The sequence below is a fragment of the Jeotgalibacillus sp. 10bf12 genome, from assembly GCF_055597105.1.
This window is the reverse complement of sequence record NZ_CP200276.1, coordinates 984796-1007500: the sequence shown is the minus strand read 5'-3', so window position 1 is coordinate 1007500 and position 22705 is coordinate 984796. Positions and strand designations below refer to the sequence as shown.

The window sequence follows — 22705 nt, the reverse complement described above, 5'->3', positions numbered from 1 at the left end:
GTATCGCGCGTTATCAAACACGACAAATGAGGAATACGTGTCGATCCTGGAATTGCTTGCATCTTCAGATAGCAAGATTAAGCTGTTAGATTAGCAAATTTCCTCTTTACCCGTTTGAAAAAATAATGAAACTAAAAAGTGATCCAAATCAATTTCTTTTTCGTTAGCTGTGCAGAGAATTGTTTTCATGACGGTTGTTTAGTACGCTTAATGAACAAACGTCAAATTAAAGGAGTATGCTATGTCGCAGCAATTAACAGATTTTGATTTGTATCAAAAGGTTGTGCACGAGCAAGATTCTCAGGCTTTGCGCCAGCTTTATCAAAAATATGAAAAGCTGATTTATTCCTTCTCATATAAAATGACTCAGGACCAGGAAGTAGCCGAAGAGGCGATTCAGGAAGTATTTCTAAAGTTATGGAAGAAACACGCACCTTACGATAAATCTAAAGGAAAGTTTTCTTCATGGTTATTGACGATGACCAGAAATACATGTCTCGATGCTCTCCGCAAACGTAATCGTCATGAAACGGTTGAGTATATTGAAAAGGACACACTCCGGGTCACTGAGGAAACGCCTGCAGATGTGCTTGAATGGAAAGAGCAGGGGTCAGCTATTCAGGAGTGTGTAAGTTCATTAAAGAAAGAACAACAGCACATCGTTCAGTTGTTTTATTTTAACGGATTAACCCAGCAGGCGATCTCTAAGGAAACTGATACGCCTCTTGGGACGATTAAAGGACGCATCCGACTTGCGCTTAAGCATTTAAAAGCTTGTCTCAAAGGGAAAGGAGGGCATGAGGATGACTCAGCATTGTGATCGCGTGCTGGATTATTACAATCAGCACTTGGATGATATTGAAAAAGCCGCTTTTGAGAAGCACCTGTCTGAGTGTGCAGACTGTCAGGAAATTCTTGCAGACCTCAAATCTCTTGAAGATACTCTTCCCTATGCAGTTAAACCGATTGAACCGCCAACAGGTATGGAAGAACGGATTTTTGCAAACATCGAATCTGTAAAGCCGACAAAAGCTGCTGAACCGGCCTCCCTTCGCCCTTCTAAGAAGAAGCGTCAGTGGATGATGCCATCAGTTGCTGCAATACTCGCGCTCTCTCTTTTCGGGAATGCTTATCTATTTACCCAGCTGTCAGATGAAGCAGATATTGTGGAACAGGCAACGATTGATCAGGTACTTCAATACGCTGACCTTGCACCGACTGCCGGAAATGCGAGCGGTACTGCAAGTATCATCGAGCAGGGTGAAGAAAAGAGACTGGTTGTACAGGCATCAAACCTGGTAGCTCTGTCTGAAGAAGAAGTATATCAGGTATGGCTCCTTCAGGATGGTCAGCCTGAGCGTGCAGGAACTTTTGTTATTGATAATGAAGGAAGAGGTTCAGTGATCTTCTCATTAAATGAAGAATATGCAGAACGCGACTGGGATACAGTGGCAGTTTCACTTGAGCCGGATGCAAATAGCGAACTTCCGGAAGGCGAGATTATTCTGGCTTCAGAAATTTAGATTTTAAAAATTAAAGAAGCATCAGCTGGTTACCTGACCCGCTGATGCTTCTTTTTTTGCCCCCCAACCTCTTTCTTTTTGTATTTCGTTGAAAGAAAAAATAAATCCTACAAAAATAACCTATTAAAAACCCTTTCATATCAACATTCAACCGCTAGATTACATCTCGCCTTTAAAAAAGTTTTAAAAAAAGTGATCCAAAATTGATCTCTATGCGTTAGCTGTTTGAAAACAAATTACAAAACAAAAAGGAGAGATTTAATCATGAAATTGAAAAAGAGTATGTTAGTTGTCCCAATGAGTCTGATGTTACTAATGCCAACGGCCGCACTTGCAGAGGATCATGGAGACCATTCAGAAAAAACCGAAGCCAGCATGGAAATGGGTACCGCAACACCTGCTGCTGAGCTTCGTATCACGTTGGACACTGCTCTAACTGAACACGCTTACCTTGCTATCGAAGCCATGCGTAAAGGTGTAGACGGCGCTGAAGACTTTGATCAGGCTGCGGCTGCATTGACATCAAACTCAGATGATATCGCTGCTGCTGTTTCATCAGTATACGGTGAAGAAAACGGCGCTGCTTTCCTTGAAATCTGGAACTCTCACATTGGCTATTTTGTAGATTACGTAACAGCGACTGCTGAAGGAAACCAGGAAGGAATCGATCAGGCGCTTGCTGAACTTGAAGAATATAAAGTAGAACAGGCTGAATTCTTTGCAACTGCTACAGAAGACCGCCTCCCTGCTGCTGCACTTGAAGAAGGACTTCAAATGCACATCGATATGCTGTTAACAGCTTTTGATGCATATGCAGAAGGTGATTTTGAAACTGCCTATACACAAGAACGTGAAGCAATCATGCACATGGGCGGATTTGCTGAACAGCTTTCTGTTGCAATCGCTGACCAGTTCCCGGATCAGTTTGAAAACACAAACCCTGATACACCGGCAATTGACCTTCGCGCACAGCTGAATTATGTATTCACTGAGCACGCAGGATTAGCTGCAATGGCAATGCAGGATGGTGCTGATGGCGCTGAGAGCTTTGACCAGGCTGCCGCTGCACTGACTGCAAATGCAGATGACCTGTCAGCTGCTGTTGCTTCTGTATATGGTGAAGAAGCTGGAGAACAGTTCTCTGAAACATGGAATTCACATATCGGTTACTTTGTAGATTATGTAGTAGCAACTGGTGAAGGCGACACTGAAGGCCAGGAAGCTGCGAAAGCAGAACTTGATGGTTATATCGTAGAACAAGCTGCATTCCTTGAAACAGCAACTGAAGAACGCCTTACAGCTGAGGACCTTGAAGCAGGTCTGACTGCACACGTCGATCAATTACTGACTGCATTTGATTCTTATGTTGCAGGCGATTACGAAACTGCTTACAGCTCAATTCGTGAAGCTTGGGCACATATGACAATGCCAGCTGCAGGACTATCAGCAGCAATCACAGACCAGTTCCCTGAACAGTTTGGCCATGAAATGCCTGAAGAAATGCCAAACACAGGTATGGGCGGAGCTGCCGATGACGGCTTCCCGATTGGTTACCTAGTTGCACTACTGTTTGTGATGCTTGGCGGATCAGCAATTGCAGTAAGAAAGTTTGCATCTGATAACAAATAATGTCGAATGATAAGAGAGCGGTGCTGATATAGCCCGCTCTTTTATTATACAAATAATCAAATAGTATTATATTGAAAATATTTATTTATAATCCCTAAAACCTATTTATTGTTACAACAACTAATATAAATTGTAACAAATGGGTATAAAGGGCTATTATTTATAATTTAAAATTTTTTATTTTATTATTTATAAAAAGTGTTTAGATCAAAAGTCTTTAGGGAATCCAAAGAACTAACCAGCTGAATAATTCTGAATGTTTTTATATTTGATGCGATATACACACCTATTCTTTGCTTCTGTACATACGGACGACCTTCACTCATAACGAAGCGTCTCTCCCGGCTGTGTAATTGTAAAGAAGTCAGACAAACACTTCTTTGAAATACCTGCCATCACATTAATAAATGAGAACATTTAATTTTCGCGCTGGAAATTAAGCTAGAAAAGGGAGAGATTTTACAAATGAAATTGAAAAAGAGTATGTTAGTTGTCCCAATGAGTCTGATGTTACTAATGCCAACGGCTGCACTTGCAGAGGATCACGGAGATCATTCAGGCCATGCTGAGTCAGGAATGGAAATGGGTACGGCAACACCAGCTGCTGAGCTTCGCATTACACTGGATACTGCTCTAACTGAGCATGCATTCCTTGCAGTTGAAGCAATGCGTAAAGGTATAGACGGTGCTGAAGACTTCGATCAGGCTGCTGCCGCTTTAACATCTAACTCAGATGACATCGCTGCCGCTGTATCTTCTGTATATGGTGAAGAAAACGGCGCTGCTTTCCTTGAGATCTGGAACTCACACATTGGCTATTTCGTAGACTACGTTACAGCTACTGCTGAAGGCAACCAGGAAGGCATTGATCAGGCACTTGCTGAACTTGAAGAATACAAAGTAGAACAGGCTGCATTCTTTGCAACTGCTACAGAAGACCGCCTCCCTGCTGCTGCACTTGAAGAAGGACTTCAAATGCACATCGATATGCTGTTAGCAGCTTTTGATGCGTATGCAGCTGGAGATTTTGAAACAGCTTATACTCAGGAACGTGAAGCAATCATGCATATGGGCGGATTTGCTGAACAGCTGTCAGTCGCAATTGCTGACCAGTTCCCGGACCAGTTCGAGAACACAAATCCTGATACACCTGCAGTAGATCTTCGCGCACAGCTGAATTATGTATTCACTGAGCACGCTGGACTTGCTGCGATGGCAATGCAGGACGGTGCTGATGGCGCTGAAAGCTTTGATCAGGCCGCTGCTGCACTAAATGCAAACGCTGATGACCTGTCAGCTGCTGTTGCTTCTGTGTATGGTGAAGATGCAGGTGCACAATTTGCTGAGATCTGGAACTCTCATATCGGCTACTTCGTTGATTATGTTGTAGCAACTGGTGAAGGCGATACTGAAGGTCAGGAAGCTGCGAAAGCTGAACTTGATGGTTACATCGTTGAGCAGGCTGCATTCCTTGACACTGCAACTGAAGGACGCATTCCGGCTGCTGATCTTGAAGCAGGTTTAACAGAGCACGTAAGTCAGCTGCTGGCTGCATTTGATGCTTATGTGGCAGGCGATTACGAAACAGCTTACAGCTCAATCCGCGAAGCTTGGGCACATATGACAATGCCGGCTGCAGGACTATCAGCAGCGATTACTGACCAGTTCCCGGATCAGTTCGGTGGCGAGATGCCTGGTATGCCAGAAACTGGTATGGGTGGTATGGCCGCTGAAGAAAACGGCTTCCCTGTCGGCTACATGATGGCACTATTGTTCGTCATGATTGGCGGATCAGCACTTGCTGTTAGAAAGTATGCATCTGATAAGCAGTAATCAATCATTTTAACTGAGGGCAGCGCTGAGAAGCCTGCCCTTTTTCATCAGGAGTGAGAGATGTGATTAAAAAGTTTGCACTATTAATCGGATTCACCCTGCTTCTTTCTGCTTGCAGTGTTGAATCTGTGATGGACCAGTTTTCAAAACAGGATCAGCCGACTGAAGCCAGCGAAGCTGAATTACCTGCTGAAGAAGTGATGTCGGATTCAACTGAAGAGGTTGCAGAAGAAGCGCCACCTGCTGAGGAAGATGAACAGCCTTCATCAAGCTGGGATCCTCCTAAAGGTCTGATCCCGTCAAAGCTTGAGATTCCTTCTATTGGATTGTCAGCACCGGTTGAAAAAGTCGGACTGACTGAAACAGGTGAAATGGCTGTTACAGACAGCTTTGAGACAACAGGCTGGTATGAAAAAGGCTATAAGCCGGGCAGTCAGGGTAACGCTGTGATTGGTGGACATGTCGACAGCTATGAGGGTGCAGCGATTTTCTATGACTTGCAATTTCTTTCTGTCGGAGATGAGGTTGTTGTGAGTGATGAAAATGGTGAGCAGCTTACTTTTGTCGTGACCGATATGGTGGAATACCCTTGGGATGATGCGCCAGTTGAAGAGATCTTCGGTTATACAACGGACCGGTCGCTGAACCTGATTACGTGTACGGGTGACTATGATCGTGATTCTAATAATTATAACCAGCGTCTGGTTGTGTATACGGAGTTAAAAGAAGCCTGATTTGAGGGCTTTTTTTAATGGGAAAATTTTTTGGGTTTGTGGTTGGCGGGTGGCTCGGCTGGCTTGTTGGATGGCTGACTGGCGGAGCGGTCGATTAATTAGATCACCTTTCGGATTATATCTATCATCTTTGGAATTTTTCGGGCCAACATTTGATTTATTCGTTCAGCCGCTGTTGCTGGCGGGGGAATTACGACACCTTTCCAATTAATTCTTTCACCTTTTTAAGTTATTCCGTCACCTTTTAAAGTATTCGCACACCCGCCGCCACGCCCCCCACATCCCTACAACGAAAAAAAGCACGCCCGCAGGCATGCTTTTACTTCGCTTTTGCTTCTTGTTCACGGGCCGCTTTACGTGCGAGTCGTGCTTCACGATCTTTTTTAGACCGCTCATTATATTTAGGTAACGCAAGCATTTGATAAGCGTTTGTTGCGATCAGTGTGAACATGATCGTAATCAGCCAGTAGTTTTCATTACTTCTGAGCACCGGCAGCCATTCAAGTGTTGTGACAACGACCATAAAGAAGAGCGTTGACGGGAAAATCATTTTGTTTTTTGTCTGTTTTACTTTTAGCAGTGATACGATCACGCCTACTACAAGTAAAAATGCAGCGAGTGAAAAGTATGGCAGGAGCGAGTCTCCATCATCCGCGAATGCTTCAAAGCGGAAATATACTAAGTCAAACAATACAAATGCCACAAGCACCATCTGCACCCAGTTCCACAGCTTTAATGAACGGAAAATGCTGAGTCCGAACTGATGAATCGTCAGGTAAGCAAAGTACCCCATTTGACTCAATACGCTGAATGTCATACCGACACCGATCATCCATAAAACGACTGATAAAATCTCTATACTATCTTCACCCGCGAACTGAGTTGATAACTCACTCCAGCGGACTGTTATGCCTACGATCCCTGTGGTGACCCCGCCGACAAGCAGTGTCATCATAAAGAAACGGATCCAATTTCGTATGGTCACGTCTATATCCTCCACATCTGTAAATACACATTCTCATTCGATTGTACCAGTCGCCATGTGAAAAATCCATGACTGCTATGTGAACGTGTATATTTCAGCCCTTTACGCAAAAGCTATGAAAAATGCCTGTACGGGAGGTGTCGATGTGAAGAAGGAATTGTTAGTGAGTTCCGCGCTGGTTCTGCTTTTAACCGGATGTGCCGAAGAAAAGACCAGCTACGAGGAAACGAAACAGATGGTGACTGATTTGTTAAAAACTGATGACGGTAAAAAAGCAGTAAAAGAGCTGCTCGCAGATGAAGAAATCAAAAAAGAGCTCGTCATTGACCAGCCGATTGTCAAAGAGTCGATCCAGACCACCCTTTTATCAAAAGAGGGTCAGGACTTCTGGAAGAAAACATTTGCAGATCCGGAATTTGCAGAAACGCTCGCAAAAAGTATGAAAACTGAGCACGAACAACTGTTAAAGGACCTCATGAAGGATCCGGAATACCAGAGTATGATCCTGACCATTATGCAGGACCCAGCCATGCATGAGCAGACCATGTCTGTCCTGAACAGCCAGGCTTATAAGGAAGAAACAAAAAAGCTGATGCTTGAGATGATGGAGAGTCCCCTTGTAAAAAAGGAAATGCAGGATTTACTGCTTGATGCGGCTAAGGAAATGGGTGAAGAAGGTGCACAGCAGCAGGCTGGTGGCGGTGAAGGCAGCGGCGAAGGTGAAAGTGGTGGCGGCAACAGTGGCGGTGGTGGCAGTGAAAGTGAAAGTGAGAGCGGTGGCGGGATGGGGCAGTGATAAGTTCCTATCATTTGTAAACAGACAAAGCGGGGACATCTTACCAAACATGATATCCCCGCGCAACTATATTTTATAAGTACTTCAAGCACAGCTAAAATGGCTTAATGCTTTGGCCACCTCAGCTTACTTCTTGAATCATCTATCCATTCCGCCTGTTTTTCTTTTAGAATATTTTCGAGAGAAACTGCCTGCTCCTCAAGACTGCCATCAGGTAGTACAGGCTGTTCATTGAACTGCGCTCTGCTATTTTTGATTCCCGAAGCCATCAGTGTGCCAATGTAGTATTTCTGTGTTTCACGGGTTAAATGATCCCAAAGCCCCTGATTCTCCATCTCTTTTTTCCAATCCGCAAGTAAGCCAGCAAAATCTGAAGAAAGACGGATCATATTGATCTGGCAGGCTGTCAATTTAGCAGCCTGGTTCGTTAAAAAGCGGTTTACTTCTTCTGTAACTTCAACAGAATCATTGATAAAATCCGTGACTTTTTGATATTCCACTTTCAAATATTTGAGTAAGTAACCCAGCTCAACAATAACAGCCTTCCCTTTTTCTATTTTTTCACCCGTCGCTCTTTCAGATACCTGTAAAGCTTCATCGTAAAAAACAGCTGAGACTCTAGACCTTTCATCAGAAGAAGTGAATATTCCAATAATCGTATGATGAAAAGCCACGATTAAATCATGAACTTCCATTGCATCTTTTTCATTGCCACCGTTTCCCGGAATGATTGCTTTCCCTTTTGTATGGTCGCTGCCCTTTTTTAGATATGCGACATCAAAGTAATAGGCACCATTTAATTTTACATAATTAGGATGTGCAATCATATCCTCAAACAATTTTTTATATTTTTTTGCGTTCTTTTTTGCCTGTTCTAATTCTAGTGTCAGCAAATGATCATACCTTTCTGATTCATACGGAACATTTTAGGAACCTATCATTTCCTCAAGCTTATTGATAAAGATAACTAAATACGATCGCCTTTCAAAAACCTCATCCGCTTCAATGAACTTCAGGTCAACTGACTCTCCATCTGCTGAAGGTGATGTCTCCGATAGGCATAGAGAGTCGCTGCAATCCCGATTGACGCAAACGGAAAGCTTTCTGATCCAGCTAACCATAGCATCAATTCAACAGGAATTAAAATCGCAAACATAATCATTAATATCATGTAAAACCGTTTCCATCTCTTGTACTTTTTCATCTTCACCGCTCCTCATCATAAAAATATTTGTTCTCTATTCAGCATCTTCCGGATACATTTCTTCAATCTGCTTTTCCATTTCTGCAACGCCTTCATCAAGCATCGTCTCAAGTTCAGCCCTTATCTCTTCCCTTACCTCATCGCCTCTGTCACGCACTTCATCTGCTTTATCTTCAAATACTTTCTGCTGATCAAGTGTCATTTTTCCTTCATCACGCAGAATGCGGTTTGCATTGTATAGGGACAGTTTTTGGTCCAGCACGTTTGCTGACCATTCATTTGAAAAATCGATAATCGCAAAAGACAGATCATTGGATTGTCCTAACAGATCAAATGATGCATCCAGCTTCCATCGCTTCCATTTACGGAGGACGTCTTCTGAGCGCTTGAATTCATCTGCCAGCTGATCCGCATTACTGACATTTGTAAACATGCCATCTGCTGATTCTGCAACCTCTCTCAGTTGAGCCTGCGTTTCCGAATCGGCATTAAATCCAATCACATTGATAATCGGCGACACATTGCTGTCAGCAAAAGATCTTGCCACTTCAACCGGATCTCCATCACACGTCTCAATACCGTCACTTACCAGGTAAATCAGGTTTGTATTTTCTTTTCCATCAAGCTCTTTGAAACTCTCAGCTGCCGATTCAAGTGCGCCTGCAACCGGTGTCCATCCTGCAGGTTCAAACTGATCCAGCGCCTCTTCAAATGCACCCGCTTCATAAGCCCCTCTTTCATAGACCTCTTCAATAGCAGCACATGACTTCGCTTTATCCGCCTCATCTCCGGTGCCTTCATGCCCGTATACGCGAAGAGACACATTGGCTTCTTCAGGCACAGTAGAAAGGAAGCTGTTGATTTCTTCTTTTGCCTGCTCCATTCTGGTGCGGTCTCCGGCATATGCACCCATTGATCCGCTCGCATCGAGAATAATTTCTACATTGTAGTTTTCCTTAAACTGAAACCGTTCTTCCGCTTCAGGTGTTCCTGACAATGCAAATTTCATCTGATCAGTGATCTGCTTTGGGTCCGGCAGACTATAAGCAGTTAGCGCATAAATATAGTTAAAATAAGCGTCCATTTCTTCTTCAGTCGCATTCTCCGGAAGGGCCGGCACGTCTTCAAACGCTTCTAAAAACTGCTCCTTCCGCTCATCTGAAATTTTCAGCCTCTCGCCATTGAGCATACCTGACTCCTGACTGATAAATTCTTCAGCAGTTGAAGGCGGTTCAGGCACATTCAGTTCATTGAGTGCAGATATAACATCTTCCCCTCCATGCTCTTGTATTGAGTTACCCTCTTCTTCAGCAGCTGGTACCTCCACAACTTTCTCTTCTTCTATTATTTCCTTCTGGTCTGCTCTTTCTTCATTTTCCTGACAGCCGACAACAAACAGGCTGATACACAATAACAGTAAAATCAATTGCTTCTTCATCTAGACCACCTCCTATTTTTAAAGCTTTTTCACATGTAGGTTGTTCGTATCACATTAGCTTTTTCTTATGTGATAATCGATTTACTTATTGCACTTTCTATATGTGAGCTGAAATAGCTACTACTGTTTTTAATAGATTTCCTGAGTACTGTCAAATCGTGGAGGGAATTGAATATTACAGGCATAGAAGATAGTCCAGGTTGTCTGAAAGAGGTCAGGGTCAAATGAACCACTTTATCTATTTCACACATAGTAACTTGGAATTGATTCGACAAAATCCTGCAATTTACTATTACATTCTTTACAAAACATACGACCATAGCACCTTTTTCCATGGAATGTGTTGGAAAAAACCTTGATTTTGAGAGGTTTGAAGCTGATATATATGAGGTTGAAATGGTTTTGGGGTGTTTGATGGCTGGAGAAGCGTTCAAATATGCTTCGGAATGAACCGATTAAAACAGAGAGGTGACTCAATTCCGTGCACTTCCTCTCTGCTTTTAACCCATGAAAAAAACGACCCCATCAATGAGGTCGTCTCAATCAATCATTCAGTTGTCTTATCAATCACTTCTTCAGCAATCTGATCATAAATCTTACCTAACTTATGGTCTTCAGCATAAACAGATGGTGCGAAGTCGTCTTCATCCCAGTCAGGCTGCTGAAGCGGTAATTTTCCTAAAAGCTCTGTGCGCAGTTCATCTGCAAGCTTTTCTCCGCCGCCCGTGCCAAATACATATTCACGCTCGCCTGTCTTTTTGCTTTCATAGTAAGACATGTTCTCTACAACACCGAGAATCGAGTGCTCTGTCTGAAGCGCCATTGCCCCTGCACGTGCTGCCACGAATGCAGCAGTCGGGTGAGGTGTTGTAACGATAATTTCCTTACTTGATGGCAGCATTGCGTGCACATCAAGCGCTACATCTCCCGTACCAGGTGGCAGGTCAAGCAGCAGGTAATCAAGTTCGCCCCACTCTACTTCAGTAAAGAAGCTGTTTAGCATCTTACCAAGCATTGGTCCTCTCCAGATCACCGGTGCATTATCTTCAACGAAAAATGCCATCGAAATGACTTTTACGCCTTTACGGTCAACCGGGATAATACGCTCGCCGCGCACGACTGGGCGTTTATTGATCCCCATCATATCAGGCACACTGAAACCGTAGATATCCGCATCAATTAGCCCAACCTTTTTACCCTGACGCGCAAGCGCGACTGCAAGGTTTACAGATACAGTTGATTTACCTACGCCGCCTTTACCGCTGGCGATTGCGATGAACTGAACCTTGTTGCCTGGTGCGAGCAGATTGTCTTCTACTGCGTCACCCTGCTGGCCGCGGAACTTCTCAAGCTTTTCAGGCTCAAGCTCTGTAAAACGGATACCGACCGTTTCAGCACCGGCTCCTTTAAGCGCTTCGACAACCGCCATTTGAAGCTGCATTTGTTCAGCTGTCCCAGTTTTTGCAAGCGCAATTTTCACGCTGACGTGATTCTTTTCTTCCTTAATGCTTACTTCTACAATACCTTCAGTTTCCGCAAGCGTTGTATGTAAAATCGGATCATTCATTGAGCCGAGCAATTCTCTAACCTGCTGTTCAGTTACCAAAACAAGACACTCCTTTTGAATTCGTTTTCATCTATGCAAGTATAACATAGGTGAAACGCTCAAGTTCACTCAGGAGGCTCATCTTCTTTGGAATAATGTCTCAGAATTCCAATGTAAATGGCAGCTGCCACTTGCTGCTGATAATCGTCCTGCAGGAGCCAGTACCGCTCTTCAGGATTGGAAAGAAAGCCTGCTTCCACCAATACGCCTGGTGTCTCAGCATGACTCAGCACATAAATGCCGTCAATTGGCTTCGACTTCCTTTTACTGTCCGGAATATGCCTGTTCAGCTCATGCTGGACAAACCGCGCCAGCCGCTCATTCTGATCATTGTAGGTCGTATAAAAAGTCTGAGGACCCTTCCACCTTGCTTCGGGGATCGCATTTAAGTGAATGCTGATAAATAAGTCGTTGTCTTTGTTATTGATCAGTTCCAATCTGTTTTTGAGATCCTCTCTCTTGCGGTCCCTGAACCCTTTTGTATCTTCAGCAGCCAGATCTTTATCCGTTTCCCTGGACAGAATCACAATGGCGCCCTGCTCTTCCAGATAAGCCTGCAGTTTTTTCGCAATCGATAGTGTCAGGTTCTTTTCAAGGATGGTTTCATAGCTTGCACCACCATCCAGACCGCCATGACCCGGATCGAGCACAATCACTTCACCTGTCAGTGGCAGACTCCACTCTTCTACTGCATACAGCAGCGCCCCTGCAACCATTCCGATAAGCAGCACAATTGCCGCGATGATCAGCGATTTCCTCAGCATGTCCTGTCCTCCTTATTTTCTAGAGTAATATATGCAACGACAGTGCGAGATAGAATGTGAAGAAATTTATTATTCTCATTTGGAGGGGCTGGTGTATGATATACGAAAAGTAATAGCGAATGGAGTGGACAGTAATGATATCTTTCCTGATTACATTTCAAAGAATGCTGCGTGCAATTTTGAGAGGGTTAAAAGAACCTGAATTCCAGGTACTGCTGACACTTACTGTTTTCACACTGATTTCCGGTACAATCTTTTACAGTACTGTGGAAGGCTTGCGGGTGTTAGATGCCCTCTATTTTAGTGTAACTACACTTTCAACTGTAGGGTACGGAGATTTCTCTCCCCAGACTGATTTCGGTAAGGTATTTACGATGGTATATATTTTCGCGGGGGTTGGCATTATTGTTGGATTTGCAACGAAGATTTTCGAGCTGGCAAGTAAAAATCAGATGGAGTCGAAGAAGAGGAAGGAACGGAAAAGGAGTGGTTTGGAGTAAGAGTTTGATAGTGAATGGAGGTGACCGGAGATTTCACTGATGTGACCTGAAATTCTTCCCATAAGAAAACCCCCAGGCATCTGCCTGAGGGTTTGTGTAAGCGAAAAAGAAAATTAACGCTTTGAGAACTGAGGTGCACGACGTGCGCCTTTAAGACCTGGCTTCTTACGCTCTTTCATACGAGAATCACGAGTTAGAAGACCTGCGCGCTTAAGTGAGCCGCGGAATTCTGGATCTACAGTAAGAAGTGCGCGGGAGATTCCGTGACGGATTGCTCCAGCTTGTCCAGTGTAACCACCACCGTTAACATTTACGTGGATGTCGTAGCTTCCAAGTGTTTCAGTAATGTTAAGTGGCTGCTTGATTACTTCGCGTAGAGTTGCGAATGGAATATAATTTTCAACGTCGCGTCCGTTGATAACGATTGTTCCGTTACCAGGTACTAGACGTACACGAGCAGTAGAGCTCTTACGACGGCCTGTGCCGATATATTGAACTTGTGCCAAGATAGTTACCTCCTCTTAAGTTAAATTAACCGCGTAGTTCGTACGCTTCTGGTTTTTGAGCCTGGTGCGGGTGCTCAGCGCCTGCATATACGTGAAGCTTTTTGAAGATCTGACGTCCAAGAGAGTTCTTTGGAAGCATACCTTTAATTGCAAGCTCCAGCATTTGACGTGGGTACTTAGTACGCATTTCTAGTGCTGTACGCTGCTTAAGTCCACCTGGGTGCATGCTGTGACGGTAGTAGATCTTGTCAGTCAGCTTCTTACCTGTAAGATGGATTTTATCAGCATTAATGATGATTACGTGATCACCAGTGTCAACGTTAGGTGTGAATGTCGGTTTGTTTTTACCGCGTAGAATCGCAGCTACTTCGCTTGATAGACGTCCAAGAGTTTGACCTTCAGCGTCTACAATTAGCCACTTGCGTTCTACTTCGTGGCCTTTAGCCATAAATGTTGTACGCATGAGTTTACCTCCTAAATAAGATTATATCGTTATGAATCGCTTCATTAGTTTTGTTGTATTTATAACACTTCACTCATTGTAAGGTCCGGGTTCTTACTCGAGGGTGAAATACATACCATAGGCTATCTTATAATGTTTGACACTCGTTGTCAAGGGGATGTCACACCCGGATTAGTTGTTTTAGTGATTTTTTTTATTTTTTAATGGTTTTGTAGAAGTTGGCTGAGGATTTCCGCTACAGGGGGACGCTTTCCTTGGCCGGACGGTGAGCCCGCGGGCTTCGCCACGCCAGGTCTCACCTGTCACTTCCTGCCGCAGGAGTCGCCCCCCTTATGCTGCAGCCATCAGCTGTGAAGATATTAAAATCGACTTTTTAAAAATGATGATTAATAAGCGCCCGGAATGTCATTTTCTAAAGCCAGTCAGCAAGTCCCTATTCGTAATCCACTTCCCACAAATATAACCCGTGAGCAGGCGCTGTTTTACCGGCAGCACTGCGGTCTTTTGCGGCAAGCATCTTCGTCACTTCTTCAGGCTGATATTTGCCATTTCCGACTTCCAGCAGGGTGCCTGCGATGATCCGGACCATGTTGTAAAGAAAGCCATTTCCTTTTACACGGAAAATCAGTTCTCCCTCGAAAGCTTCGATTTTAATAAAATCAATATTTCGCACGCGATCGATGACTTCTGTTTTAGCAGATGAGAAGCTTGTGAAGTCGTGCTCTCCTTCAAGATAAGCAGCTGCCTTACGCATAGCTTCCAGATCTACTTGGTACGGGTAATGGACCGCGTAATGGCGTCTGAATGGCAGCGCTACAGGGCTTGTATTGACGATATAACGGTATTCCTTCGTTTGTACATCAAAACGTGCATGAAACGTCTCAGAGACTTCCTCAGCGCTTAATACAGCGATGTCATCACCGATTTTCTGATTCAGGATAACCGGCCATTTAGCAGCAGGCACCTGGAGATCTGTATCGAAATGAAATACTTGCCCCATGGCGTGCACGCCTGCATCTGTACGGCCACTCGCAGTAATCCGAATGAACTTCCCCTTATGCACGTCACTTAACGCCTGTTCGATCTCTCCCTGTACAGTGCGCTGCCCGGGCTGCACCTGATAACCGTAAAACTCTGAACCGTCATATGAAACGGTACATTTAATTCGCATTCATTTCACTCCTTAAATCCAAAAACGGAATGCCGCAAGTGATGCTGCGAGCAGGACGAGTGACAACAGCGCAAATGTATCACGCGCTTTCCAGAATAACAGGCGATACTTGGTTCTGCCTTCACCGCCTCGGTAGCCGCGTACTTCCATTGCCGTTGCAAGATCCTCTGCCCGTTTAAATGCATTGACAAATAGCGGGATCATCAGCGGGACAATCGCTTTAATACGATCCTTCAGCGGGCCGCTCGACATATCTGAGCCTCGCGCCATCTGTGCTTTCATGATCTTATCCGTCTCATCCATTAAAGTCGGGATAAAGCGCAGTGCAATCGACATCATGAGTGCAAGCTCGTGGGCCGGGAACTTAATCTTTTTCAATGGATTCAGCAGACTCTCCAGTCCATCCGTAATTGAAATTGGTGTAGTCGTCAGTGTTAAGAGAGAGGTCATAAACACAAGCAGTGTGAATCTCATCGAAATAAAGAACGCCTGCCTGATTCCCTCTTCATAAATTCTTATAAAGCCAAGTTCAAATACAATGCTTCCTTCACGCGCAAAAAACAACTGTAAGATGAATGTAAAAGCAATCAGGATCATAACCGGCTTTAAACCGCTCATCAAAAACCTGAGGGACAATCCTGACAGCTTAATACTAATGTAAGTGAAAGCTGCCGCTACAAGGTAACCCCATACATCATTGGCAATAAATATAATCGCAATAAACGCAAATACAAAAATCAGCTTTGCACGCGGATCCATTCTATGCGCAATGGAGTCAGCCGGAATATAGCGTCCAAAAATCATTTTCTCCATCATAATGAATCGCCTCCCTGCTTCAGCATGTCAGCGAGTTCATCCATCGTCAGGCATACCTTTGGAAAAGGCTTGCCGGCCTTTGCTTCAAGCATCCGCTGGAATTTCACAACTTCAGGAACACCAAGCCCCCATTCAGCCAGACGTGTAGAATCACTGAACAGGTCACGCGGCGGCGCTTCATGTACTTTTCTGCCTTTATGCATGACAACGACTTTATCAGCGTAGCGTGCAGCGTCTTCCATGCTGTGTGTAACAAGTACGAGTGTGATGCCGCGCTCTTTATGCAGACGATAGAACATGTCCATCATTTCACGGCGCCCGCGCGGATCGAGTCCCGCAGTCGGTTCATCTAAAATGAGTACCTCAGGCTCCATTGCAAGAACGCCTGCAATCGCTACCCTTCTCATTTGCCCGCCTGACAGGTCAAATGGAGACTTCTCCAGTACCTCTTCAGGCATACCTACTTCTTTCAGCCAGAATATAGCACGTTTTTTCGCCTCTGCTTCTGATACGCCAAAGTTCATTGGGCCATAGCAGATATCCTTCATGACTGTCTCTTCAAATAACTGCTGCTCAGGAAATTGAAAAACAATGCCCACCTTTTCACGGATCGGCTTTAAATCCTTTTCTTTACGACCGGCTTTTACAGTACGGTCTCCAATTTGAACCGTACCTGAAGTTGGCTTTAAGAGCGCGTTCAGGTGCAGTAAAAGCGTGGATTTACCGGATCCGGTATGCCCGATAATCGCGGTGCACTGACCTTCAGGAATTTTAAAGCTGACCTCTTCCACTGCTTTTTTTTCAAATGGAGAATTCGCTGCATAGCGGTACTCTACTTGCTCAAGTATGATGTCCATAACTCATTCACCAACTCTTCTTCCGTCAAAGGCTTCCTCTCAAGCGGGATGCCTCTTTCGTTTAATACGTGCGCCATTTTCAAAGGAAACGGCAGATCAAGCCCGAGGTCAACAAGCTCCTGACCGAGCGTGAAAATCTCCTCCGGCGTACCTTCCCTGTACACTTCTCCCTGGTTCATTACAATGATACGGTCTGCTTTTGCAGCTTCTTCAAGGTCATGTGTAATAGACAGCACGGTCATCTCTTCTTCTCTCTTCAGGTCCCTCACAAGCTCAATGACCTCTGCACGTCCTGTAGGGTCAAGCATAGAGGTCGCTTCATCTAAGATAATAATATCCGGTCTGAGGGCAAGCACACTTGCCATCGCAACACGCTGCTTCTGACCGCCTGAGAGGTGATGCGGTTCCTGTTGCAGGAAATCATCCATTTTCACCTGCTTCAGGGCAGTCTGTACACGCTCCACCATAATCTCTTGTGGAATCCCGTGGTTTTCAAGACCAAATGCGACATCATCCTGAACGGTTGTGCCAACGAACTGGTTATCCGGGTTCTGGAACACCATCCCGATATGACGACGCGTATCCCATACTGTGTCTTTATTCAGTCCAATGCCTGCGATCGTGACAGATCCCTGCTCAGGGAAGTAAAGACCGTTCATCAGCTTTGCAAGCGTTGATTTGCCTGAACCATTGTGTCCGACGATGGCTGTCCATTCTCCTGTTTTGATAGAGATGGAAACATTCTTAAGTACTTCTCTTTCTGTTCCGGGGTATTTAAATGTAATGTTCTCGAGGGAAATCATATTGCTCATGATCCGGAACTCCTTTCATCTATTCTCTGCTCTGCTGGATTGTCAAATAGTGTTTCATGTAAGAAGCGCTGCTGATTTCCGCTTCAGGCGGACTTCGCGGCCGGGCGGTGAGCCAGCAGGCTTCGCCATGCTCTGTCTCACACGTCCCTTCCTGCCACAGGAGTCGCCGCCTTACGCTCCAATCATCAGCTGAGTTTTCATTTATAGTTAGCTTACTTTTATAAACGGCAATACCTGAGTCTATTATCTATATATTTAAAAACATATTCAGAGAATTGATCGTAGCGAAAAGCATCCGCCTGAAGCTGAGATCAATTCTCGTTTCTACTCACTGATAAACTTTTTATACTAAACTCCATCAAACTCCACTTGAGTTTAACATAGCTTAATACAAAAAAAGCGCGCACCTCATTCAAGGAAATGCGCAAGTTTGTGGCTTATATATTTCCGTCTCCATTGTGACGATGGATGAATGAGGTGCTTAGAGCTAGACGGGACAGGCGAGCCTGCCCATCGTAGCGCTCTGCTTTTTGCGTGTCGTATGAATCTTTAAATAAAGAGGGCGAGAGCAGTTAGGCTCCGCCCTCTCAGTGTGTAATCTGAATTATACTAATTCGATGATTACCATTGGTGCGCCGTCTCCGCGACGAGGACCAACTTTCATGATACGAGTGTATCCACCTTGACGTTCAGTGTAACGAGGTGCTACATCGTTGAAAAGTTTTTGAAGAGCATATACTGTAGACTCTTCGCCTTCTTCGTTCTTAACAGTTGCCTGATCGCGACGGATAAATGCAGCTGCCTGACGACGTGCGTGCAGGTCACCACGTTTACCAAGTGTGATCATTTTTTCTACTGTTGAGCGAAGTTCTTTTGCGCGAGCTTCAGTTGTTTCAATACGTTCGTTGACGATAAGGTCAGTTGTAAGGTCACGAAGAAGTGCTTTACGCTGAGAGCTTGTACGTCCTAACTTTCTGTAAGCCATGAAGGGTTCCCTCCTTTATTAAAATTCTGTTCTATCGGTCAATTAGTCTTCTTTACGAAGGCCTAAACCAAGTTCATCTAATTTCGCCTTAACTTCTTCAAGGGATTTACGTCCAAGGTTACGCACTTTCATCATATCCTCTTCTGACTTGTTAGCCAGTTCCTGGACTGTGTTGATTCCTGCACGCTTCAGGCAGTTGTAAGAACGGACAGATAGATCAAGCTCTTCGATTGTCATCTCCAATACTTTCTCTTTCTGGTCTTCTTCTTTTTCTACCATGATTTCTGCATTTTGTGCTTCGTTCGTTAATCCAACGAAAATATTAAGGTGTTCAGTCAGAATCTTAGCACCTAGAGCAACAGCTTCTTTCGGGCCAATGCTTCCGTCTGTCCAGACATCAAGTGAAAGCTTATCGAAGTTCGTCAGCTGACCAACACGAGTATTTTCAACCTGATAGTTTACACGGGAAACAGGTGTGTAGATTGAATCAACCGGAATGACTCCAATTGGTAAATCTTCACGCTTGTTCTGGTCTGCTGGTGTGTATCCGCGTCCTCTTGATGCAGTTAAACGCATGCGAAGATGACCGTTTTTGCCCACTGTTGCGAGATATAGATCCGGGTTAAGAATCTCTACATCACTATCATGAGTAATATCGGCTGCAGTTACCTGTCCATCACCCTGAACATCGATTTCCAATGTTTTTTCTTCATCTGAATAGATCTTCAATGCCAGTTTCTTGATATTCATTACAACTGTTGTGACATCTTCTACGACGCCTTCGATCGTTGAAAATTCGTGCAGTACGCTATCAATCTGAATTGAAGTTACTGCTGCACCAGGAAGTGAAGATAATAGGATACGACGCAAGGAGTTACCCAATGTTGTACCATACCCACGCTCAAGTGGCTCTACAACGAATTTTCCGTACTTGGCATCATCGCTGATCTCAACCGTTTCAATTTTTGGCTTTTCAATTTCGATCATTCAAATTTACCCTCCTTCAAAACGTCGAAATCCCGGAATGTACTCCGAAATTCCCCATGTTTACGGTTCCCATTGTGCTTTACAACTGGATCATTCTTTTCTGTAAGAAGGAAACGCATCTTCCAGTATAAACCAGAATCAGCCGATCTTATACAGAAAAATTAAACACGGCGACGTTTTGGCGGACGGCAGCCATTGTGAGGTACTGGCGTTACGTCTTTGATTGCCGTTACGTCAAGACCTGCAGCTTGTAGTGCGCGGATAGCCGCTTCACGACCTGCACCAGGACCTTTTACTGTTACTTCTAGAGTTCTTAGTCCGTGTTCCATTGAAGCTTTAGCTGCTGTTTCAGCTGCCATTTGCGCTGCGAATGGAGTAGACTTACGAGATCCGCGGAAACCTAGTGCACCAGCACTTGACCATGCAATTGCATTACCCTGCGTATCTGTAATCATCACGATTGTATTGTTAAAAGTTGAGCGGATGTGTGCAATACCAGCTTCGATATTCTTTTTCACACGACGCTTACGAGTTTGTTGTTTACGTGCCATTGTAGGAAGTAACCTCCTTTACCTAATTATTTTTTCTTGTTCGCTACGGTCTTACGAGGACCTTTACGAGTACGTGCGTTATTTTTCGTGTGCTGTCCTCTTACAGGAAGACCACGACGGTGGCGAAGACCACGGTATGAACCGATTTCCATTAGACGCTTAATGTTAAGTGACGTTTCACGACGAAGGTCACCTTCCACTTTGTAGCTGTCCAGGATTTCACGGATTTTGTTAAGTTCATCTTCAGTCAGATCACGAACGCGAGTGTTTTCAGAAACACCAGCATCTTTAAGGATTTGACTTGCAGTTGATTTACCGATACCAAAGATATACGTTAGAGAAATCACAACGCGCTTATCGCGAGGGATGTCTACTCCAGCAATACGTGCCATTTACATGAGCACCTCCTTCTTTATTAGCCTTGTTTTTGTTTGTGTTTAGGATTTTCGCAAATCACCATTACTTTACCTTTTCTGCGGATGACTTTGCACTTTTCGCAGATTGGCTTAACAGATGGTCTGACTTTCATCTTATCTAAACCTCCTTAGTGGTTCGGAGTGCAAAAGATTATTTGTAACGGTAAGTGATACGGCCGCGAGTCAGATCGTATGGAGATAACTCCACAGTTACTCTGTCGCCTGGCAGGATTCGAATGAAGTGCATACGAATTTTGCCTGACACGTGTGCAAGCACAGTGTGACCATTTTCTAATTCTACCTTAAACATTGCATTAGGCAAAGTTTCAGCAACGGTGCCTTCAATTTCGATAACATCGTCTTTCGCCATCGAACAAATCTCCCTTCTTTATCAATCTTACAGAGTGCTGACAAATGTCTGTACTGCATGACGCAGCTTTCCGTTTGTCACACGCCCTGTTTCGGATATACTATTTTGAACTTCAGGGGATACATAGTCGCATGAAGTCAAATGATGGATGTTTTTCTTTTTGGGCCGGTCAAACTTCCGGTTTTCACCGTCCGCAATTAAAACAAACTTTTCATCTAACCGATGAATGACAACCGCATATACTCCAGTATCGCGGCCCTTGTTCACATGCACAATTTGCCCTATCCCGGGGGGCGAATCGGATTCAAACAAAAAGGATCACCTTCAATCAGGTTCTTGTCAGGATTTCGTAACCTTCTTCCGTGATCGCAATCGTGTGTTCAAAGTGCGCACACATTTTACCATCAACTGTTACGACTGTCCAGTTATCAGCAAGTGTCTTGACGTAGCGACTTCCTGCATTCACCATCGGTTCAACCGCTAGTACCATGCCGGGCTTCAGGCGAGGTCCCTTATCAGGCGGACCAAAATGAGGAATTTGCGGTGCCTCATGTAAGTCTTGCCCTACACCGTGCCCCACATACTCCCGTACGATTGAAAAACCGTTTTCTTCAGCATACGTTTGAACAGCATGAGAGATGTTCGATAGACGAACACCCGGTTTCGCTTCTTCCAAACCACGGTAGAGTGACTCTTCCGTGACTTCAAGCAGCTTCTGTGTCTCTGGCGGAATCTCTCCTACCGGATAGGTCCAGGCTGAATCACCGTGATAGCCTTTGTACTTTGCGCCAATATCAATACTGATAATGTCGCCGTCCGCAAGCTTCCGGTTACCCGGGATACCATGTACGAGTTCTTCATTTACAGAGGCACAAATGCTTCCGCTAAAACCGTTGTATCCTTTGAAGGATGGAACCGCGTCATGCTGACGGATGAACCGGTCAGCAATCTCATCAAGTTCCTTCGTTGTGATTCCAGGCGCTATATGCTTTTGCAGCTCCTGATGGGTTAACGCAACGATCTTGCCTGCTTCGCGCATGATCTCAATCTCGCGAGGAGTCTTGCAAATGATCATTAGCGAAGGCCCCCAAGCAATTCATCAACGTCAGTGAATACCTTATTGATATCCTGCTGGCCGTCAATGTCTCTGAGCACACCTTTTTGACCGTAAAAGTCAAGAAGCGGCTGAGTTTGCTTCATATTAACATCTAAACGATTTTGTACAGTTTCAGGTTTGTCATCTTCACGCTGGTAAAGCTCTCCACCGTCTTTATCACATTTACCTTCTACTGCAGGAGGATTGAATACTGTGTGATACGTCGCACCGCAGGTCTTACAAATCCAACGGCCGGTAAGACGTGTCATCAGTTCTTCTTTTTCCACCTTAATGTTTAGAACATAGTCAAGTTCTTTGCCAAGGTCTTTGAGTAATGCATCAAGCGCATCGGCCTGTGCCACTGTTCTCGGGAATCCATCTAACAGAAACCCTTCTTGGCAATCGTCATTGCTTAATCGTTCACGAACAATACCGATCGTAACTTCGTCCGGTACCAGGTCGCCCTGATCCATGTACGATTTCGCCTTCAATCCAAGTTCAGTTCCGTTCTTAATTGCTGCACGGAACATATCCCCTGTTGAAATATGAGGGATATTATATTTTTCAATAATTCTTTCAGCCTGTGTGCCTTTACCAGCACCAGGTAATCCCATTAAAACAATATTCACAAGTAAGCCCCCTCATTGACGATGGGCTTCAGGG

At 44.5% G+C, this 22705-nt stretch carries 29 protein-coding genes (1 of these 29 cut by a window edge); 8 read left to right on the top strand and 21 right to left on the bottom strand.

The genetic code is table 11. The features are described from left to right. The 6 genes from DH10bf12_RS04920 to DH10bf12_RS04895 all read left to right on the top strand — a co-directional run. Positions 1 to 94, top strand: partial view of a polysaccharide deacetylase family protein gene (locus tag DH10bf12_RS04920; RefSeq protein ID WP_471737421.1) — the 3' portion only. 614 nt of this gene lie to the left of the window's left edge; the window shows 94 of its 708 coding nt (coding positions 615-708); its start codon lies off the left edge, out of view; the stop codon is at positions 92 to 94. Positions 95 to 241: 147 nt separating this feature from the next. After that, positions 242 to 820, top strand: a complete 579-nt coding sequence (locus tag DH10bf12_RS04915) for an RNA polymerase sigma factor (protein ID WP_471737420.1) — start codon at positions 242 to 244, stop codon at positions 818 to 820. Beyond that, entirely contained in the window at positions 804 to 1523 is a 720-nt protein-coding gene (locus tag DH10bf12_RS04910; RefSeq protein ID WP_471737419.1) for an anti-sigma factor, read from the top strand. Before DH10bf12_RS04915 ends, DH10bf12_RS04910 begins: the two co-directional genes overlap by 17 nt. Before the next feature lie 264 nt (positions 1524 to 1787). Then, positions 1788 to 3152 (top strand): copper amine oxidase, encoded by a 1365-nt coding sequence (locus DH10bf12_RS04905; RefSeq protein ID WP_471737418.1) that lies wholly within the window; start codon positions 1788 to 1790, stop codon positions 3150 to 3152. Between the two features lie 465 nt (positions 3153 to 3617). Next, complete coding sequence (locus tag DH10bf12_RS04900; protein ID WP_471737417.1) at positions 3618 to 4985, top strand: copper amine oxidase; 1368 nt, start codon at positions 3618 to 3620, stop codon at positions 4983 to 4985. 62 nt (positions 4986 to 5047) lie between these two features. Then, a complete protein-coding gene (locus DH10bf12_RS04895; protein WP_471737416.1) occupies positions 5048 to 5719 on the top strand; it encodes a class F sortase in 672 nt (223 codons plus the stop codon). A 319-nt stretch (positions 5720 to 6038) separates the two neighbouring features. Here DH10bf12_RS04895 and DH10bf12_RS04890 read toward each other — a convergent pair whose 3' ends face one another. Beyond that, on the bottom strand, positions 6039 to 6704 hold the full coding sequence (locus DH10bf12_RS04890; RefSeq protein WP_471737415.1) for a KinB-signaling pathway activation protein: 666 nt from the start codon (positions 6702 to 6704) through the stop codon (positions 6039 to 6041). A 145-nt stretch (positions 6705 to 6849) separates the two neighbouring features. Between DH10bf12_RS04890 and gerD the strand changes: the two genes are divergently transcribed. Further along, complete coding sequence (gerD, locus tag DH10bf12_RS04885; protein WP_471737414.1) at positions 6850 to 7500, top strand: spore germination lipoprotein GerD; 651 nt, start codon at positions 6850 to 6852, stop codon at positions 7498 to 7500. A 104-nt stretch (positions 7501 to 7604) separates the two neighbouring features. Here the strand turns inward: gerD and DH10bf12_RS04880 are convergent, their stop codons facing one another. The 5 genes from DH10bf12_RS04880 to cwlD all read right to left on the bottom strand — a co-directional run bounded on the left by DH10bf12_RS04880 (position 7605) and on the right by cwlD (position 12512). After that, positions 7605 to 8393, bottom strand: a complete 789-nt coding sequence (locus DH10bf12_RS04880; RefSeq protein WP_471737413.1) for a hypothetical protein — start codon at positions 8391 to 8393, stop codon at positions 7605 to 7607. Positions 8394 to 8512: 119 nt separating this feature from the next. Next, positions 8513 to 8704, bottom strand: a complete 192-nt coding sequence (locus DH10bf12_RS04875; RefSeq protein ID WP_471737412.1) for a hypothetical protein — start codon at positions 8702 to 8704, stop codon at positions 8513 to 8515. Positions 8705 to 8738: 34 nt separating this feature from the next. Beyond that, positions 8739 to 10142, bottom strand: coding sequence for a vWA domain-containing protein (locus DH10bf12_RS04870; protein WP_471737411.1), 1404 nt, complete (start codon positions 10140 to 10142; stop codon positions 8739 to 8741). A 547-nt stretch (positions 10143 to 10689) separates the two neighbouring features. Next, entirely contained in the window at positions 10690 to 11748 is a 1059-nt protein-coding gene (locus tag DH10bf12_RS04865) for a P-loop NTPase (RefSeq protein ID WP_471737410.1), read from the bottom strand. A 65-nt stretch (positions 11749 to 11813) separates the two neighbouring features. After that, a complete protein-coding gene (cwlD, locus tag DH10bf12_RS04860) occupies positions 11814 to 12512 on the bottom strand; it encodes an N-acetylmuramoyl-L-alanine amidase CwlD (RefSeq protein WP_471737409.1) in 699 nt (232 codons plus the stop codon). A gap of 134 nt (positions 12513 to 12646) precedes the next feature. Here cwlD and DH10bf12_RS04855 point away from each other — a divergent pair, with 134 nt between their 5' ends. Beyond that, positions 12647 to 13012: a potassium channel family protein gene (locus tag DH10bf12_RS04855; RefSeq protein ID WP_471738188.1), complete on the top strand. Its 366-nt coding sequence runs from the start codon at positions 12647 to 12649 to the stop codon at positions 13010 to 13012. Positions 13013 to 13125: 113 nt separating this feature from the next. Here DH10bf12_RS04855 and rpsI read toward each other — a convergent pair whose 3' ends face one another. The 15 genes from rpsI to DH10bf12_RS04780 form a co-directional block, all read right to left on the bottom strand. Further along, positions 13126 to 13518, bottom strand: a complete 393-nt coding sequence (gene rpsI / locus DH10bf12_RS04850; RefSeq protein ID WP_134382703.1) for a 30S ribosomal protein S9 — start codon at positions 13516 to 13518, stop codon at positions 13126 to 13128. A 25-nt stretch (positions 13519 to 13543) separates the two neighbouring features. Beyond that, positions 13544 to 13981: a 50S ribosomal protein L13 gene (gene rplM / locus DH10bf12_RS04845; RefSeq protein WP_041120856.1), complete on the bottom strand. Its 438-nt coding sequence runs from the start codon at positions 13979 to 13981 to the stop codon at positions 13544 to 13546. A 433-nt stretch (positions 13982 to 14414) separates the two neighbouring features. Then, the gene (gene truA / locus DH10bf12_RS04840) at positions 14415 to 15152 is read right to left on the bottom strand and encodes a tRNA pseudouridine(38-40) synthase TruA (protein WP_471737408.1); all 738 of its coding nucleotides are present in this window, start codon (positions 15150 to 15152) and stop codon (positions 14415 to 14417) included. A gap of 12 nt (positions 15153 to 15164) precedes the next feature. Continuing rightward, positions 15165 to 15968 (bottom strand): energy-coupling factor transporter transmembrane component T family protein, encoded by an 804-nt coding sequence (locus DH10bf12_RS04835; protein WP_471737407.1) that lies wholly within the window; start codon positions 15966 to 15968, stop codon positions 15165 to 15167. Then, positions 15965 to 16825, bottom strand: coding sequence for an energy-coupling factor ABC transporter ATP-binding protein (locus DH10bf12_RS04830; protein WP_471737406.1), 861 nt, complete (start codon positions 16823 to 16825; stop codon positions 15965 to 15967). The genes DH10bf12_RS04835 and DH10bf12_RS04830 overlap by 4 nt, the downstream gene beginning before the upstream one ends. After that, positions 16801 to 17637, bottom strand: coding sequence for an energy-coupling factor ABC transporter ATP-binding protein (locus DH10bf12_RS04825; protein WP_471737405.1), 837 nt, complete (start codon positions 17635 to 17637; stop codon positions 16801 to 16803). The genes DH10bf12_RS04830 and DH10bf12_RS04825 overlap by 25 nt, the downstream gene beginning before the upstream one ends. 604 nt (positions 17638 to 18241) lie before the next feature. After that, positions 18242 to 18622: a 50S ribosomal protein L17 gene (gene rplQ / locus DH10bf12_RS04820; protein WP_039806331.1), complete on the bottom strand. Its 381-nt coding sequence runs from the start codon at positions 18620 to 18622 to the stop codon at positions 18242 to 18244. 42 nt (positions 18623 to 18664) lie between these two features. Then, complete coding sequence (locus DH10bf12_RS04815; protein WP_322422653.1) at positions 18665 to 19609, bottom strand: DNA-directed RNA polymerase subunit alpha; 945 nt, start codon at positions 19607 to 19609, stop codon at positions 18665 to 18667. 161 nt (positions 19610 to 19770) lie between these two features. Further along, the gene (gene rpsK, locus DH10bf12_RS04810; RefSeq protein WP_039806328.1) at positions 19771 to 20160 is read right to left on the bottom strand and encodes a 30S ribosomal protein S11; all 390 of its coding nucleotides are present in this window, start codon (positions 20158 to 20160) and stop codon (positions 19771 to 19773) included. A 26-nt stretch (positions 20161 to 20186) separates the two neighbouring features. Further along, positions 20187 to 20552, bottom strand: a complete 366-nt coding sequence (gene rpsM, locus DH10bf12_RS04805; RefSeq protein WP_471737404.1) for a 30S ribosomal protein S13 — start codon at positions 20550 to 20552, stop codon at positions 20187 to 20189. A 23-nt stretch (positions 20553 to 20575) separates the two neighbouring features. Next, positions 20576 to 20689, bottom strand: coding sequence for a 50S ribosomal protein L36 (rpmJ, locus tag DH10bf12_RS04800; RefSeq protein WP_003156543.1), 114 nt, complete (start codon positions 20687 to 20689; stop codon positions 20576 to 20578). Between the two features lie 38 nt (positions 20690 to 20727). Further along, complete coding sequence (gene infA / locus DH10bf12_RS04795; protein WP_039806323.1) at positions 20728 to 20946, bottom strand: translation initiation factor IF-1; 219 nt, start codon at positions 20944 to 20946, stop codon at positions 20728 to 20730. Between the two features lie 27 nt (positions 20947 to 20973). Next, entirely contained in the window at positions 20974 to 21219 is a 246-nt protein-coding gene (locus DH10bf12_RS04790) for a KOW domain-containing RNA-binding protein (RefSeq protein WP_471737403.1), read from the bottom strand. A 55-nt stretch (positions 21220 to 21274) separates the two neighbouring features. Continuing rightward, on the bottom strand, positions 21275 to 22021 hold the full coding sequence (map, locus tag DH10bf12_RS04785) for a type I methionyl aminopeptidase (protein WP_471737402.1): 747 nt from the start codon (positions 22019 to 22021) through the stop codon (positions 21275 to 21277). Continuing rightward, positions 22021 to 22671, bottom strand: a complete 651-nt coding sequence (locus tag DH10bf12_RS04780) for an adenylate kinase (protein ID WP_471737401.1) — start codon at positions 22669 to 22671, stop codon at positions 22021 to 22023. The genes map and DH10bf12_RS04780 overlap by 1 nt, the downstream gene beginning before the upstream one ends. Positions 22672 to 22705: the final 34 nt, after the last annotated feature.

Bases quoted from the DNA above. Each gene is read 5' to 3' on its own strand.
- DH10bf12_RS04915 (WP_471737420.1), top strand. From the start codon at position 242: ATGTCGCAGCAATTAACAGATTTTGATTTGTATCAAAAGGTTGTGCAC.
- DH10bf12_RS04910 (WP_471737419.1), top strand. From the start codon at position 804: ATGACTCAGCATTGTGATCGCGTGCTGGATTATTACAATCAGCACTTG.
- DH10bf12_RS04905 (WP_471737418.1), top strand. From the start codon at position 1,788: ATGAAATTGAAAAAGAGTATGTTAGTTGTCCCAATGAGTCTGATGTTA.
- DH10bf12_RS04900 (WP_471737417.1), top strand. From the start codon at position 3,618: ATGAAATTGAAAAAGAGTATGTTAGTTGTCCCAATGAGTCTGATGTTA.
- DH10bf12_RS04875 (WP_471737412.1), bottom strand. From the start codon at position 8,704: ATGAAAAAGTACAAGAGATGGAAACGGTTTTACATGATATTAATGATT.
- DH10bf12_RS04870 (WP_471737411.1), bottom strand. From the start codon at position 10,142: ATGAAGAAGCAATTGATTTTACTGTTATTGTGTATCAGCCTGTTTGTT.
- cwlD (WP_471737409.1), bottom strand. From the start codon at position 12,512: ATGCTGAGGAAATCGCTGATCATCGCGGCAATTGTGCTGCTTATCGGA.
- DH10bf12_RS04855 (WP_471738188.1), top strand. From the start codon at position 12,647: ATGATATCTTTCCTGATTACATTTCAAAGAATGCTGCGTGCAATTTTG.
- rplM (WP_041120856.1), bottom strand. From the start codon at position 13,981: ATGCGTACAACATTTATGGCTAAAGGCCACGAAGTAGAACGCAAGTGG.
- truA (WP_471737408.1), bottom strand. From the start codon at position 15,152: ATGCGAATTAAATGTACCGTTTCATATGACGGTTCAGAGTTTTACGGT.
- DH10bf12_RS04835 (WP_471737407.1), bottom strand. From the start codon at position 15,968: ATGATGGAGAAAATGATTTTTGGACGCTATATTCCGGCTGACTCCATT.
- DH10bf12_RS04830 (WP_471737406.1), bottom strand. From the start codon at position 16,825: ATGGACATCATACTTGAGCAAGTAGAGTACCGCTATGCAGCGAATTCT.
- DH10bf12_RS04825 (WP_471737405.1), bottom strand. From the start codon at position 17,637: ATGAGCAATATGATTTCCCTCGAGAACATTACATTTAAATACCCCGGA.
- rplQ (WP_039806331.1), bottom strand. From the start codon at position 18,622: ATGGCTTACAGAAAGTTAGGACGTACAAGCTCTCAGCGTAAAGCACTT.
- DH10bf12_RS04815 (WP_322422653.1), bottom strand. From the start codon at position 19,609: ATGATCGAAATTGAAAAGCCAAAAATTGAAACGGTTGAGATCAGCGAT.
- rpsK (WP_039806328.1), bottom strand. From the start codon at position 20,160: ATGGCACGTAAACAACAAACTCGTAAGCGTCGTGTGAAAAAGAATATC.
- rpsM (WP_471737404.1), bottom strand. From the start codon at position 20,552: ATGGCACGTATTGCTGGAGTAGACATCCCTCGCGATAAGCGCGTTGTG.
- rpmJ (WP_003156543.1), bottom strand. From the start codon at position 20,689: ATGAAAGTCAGACCATCTGTTAAGCCAATCTGCGAAAAGTGCAAAGTC.
- infA (WP_039806323.1), bottom strand. From the start codon at position 20,946: ATGGCGAAAGACGATGTTATCGAAATTGAAGGCACCGTTGCTGAAACT.
- map (WP_471737402.1), bottom strand. From the start codon at position 22,021: ATGATCATTTGCAAGACTCCTCGCGAGATTGAGATCATGCGCGAAGCA.